The sequence below is a fragment of the Nonomuraea lactucae genome, assembly GCF_003313395.1.
GTDB classification, from domain to species: Bacteria; Actinomycetota; Actinomycetes; order Streptosporangiales; family Streptosporangiaceae; genus Nonomuraea; species Nonomuraea lactucae.
The window spans coordinates 1-901 of record NZ_QNFZ01000388.1; the positions used below are offsets into that span (position 1 = coordinate 1).

1 protein-coding gene is annotated in these 901 nt (G+C 79.1%); it reads left to right on the forward strand.

Annotated elements, in window-relative coordinates; all coding sequences use genetic code 11:
- On the forward strand, nt 1-901 hold a 901-nt coding region (locus DQW85_RS22120), incomplete at both ends, for an AfsR/SARP family transcriptional regulator (RefSeq protein ID WP_275888236.1).

The following is a 901-nucleotide window of genomic DNA, read 5'->3' on the forward strand; positions in this document are numbered from 1 at the left end:
CCTCGAACGCCCCTCCGGCGGCCCGCGCGAGCGCGCGGCCCGGCTCGGCGAGGCCCTGGCGCTGTGGCGCGGTCCCGCCTACGCCGACTTCGCCGACGCCGGCTTCGCCCGCCCGGAGATCACCCGCCTGGAGGAGGCGCGCCTGGCCGCCCTCGAAGAGCAGGCCGAGGTACGGCTGGCGCTCGGCGAGGACGCAGACCTGGCCGGGCTCGGCGGCCTGGTGGCCCTCCACCCGCTGCGCGAGAGGCTGCGGGCCCTGCACATGAAGGCCCTCTACCGGGCGGGCAGGCAGAGCGAGGCGCTGGCCGGCTACGCCGAGCTGCGGGAACGGCTGGCCGAGGAGCTGGGGGTGGACCCCTCGCCGCCGGTCGCCGCGCTCCACGAGGCCATCCTGCGCCAGGACCCCCGCCTGGGCGCCCCGCCCCTGCGTGACGCCCCCGGCGCGGCTGTCCCGGTCGCGATCCCCTCCAACGTGCCCGCGCCCCTCGCCGACGTCACCGACCTCGTCGGCCGGGAGGAGGAGCTGGCCGCCGTCCGGGCCCTGCTCGCCTCGGGCCGCCTGGTGACGCTCACGGGGCCGGGCGGCGTGGGCAAGACGCGCCTCGCCCTGGAGACCGCCCGCGAGCTCCTCAAGGCCCCCCACGGGCCTTCCGGGTTCCCCGACGGACCTTCCGGTTACCCTCACGGGCCTTCCGGGTTCCCCCGCGAGCCTGCGGGGGTCACTCGCGGGCCTGCGGGGATTCCCCTCACGCCTTCGGGGGGCCCCGGCGGGCCTCTGGGGGTGCCGGGCGGGCTTGGCGACGGGGTGTGGCTGGTGGAGCTGGTGGGCGCCGCCGAGGTGGCGGAGGCCGTGGCGGCCGTGCTCGGCGTGCGCGACGACGAGGCCGCGCCGCTGCCGCGC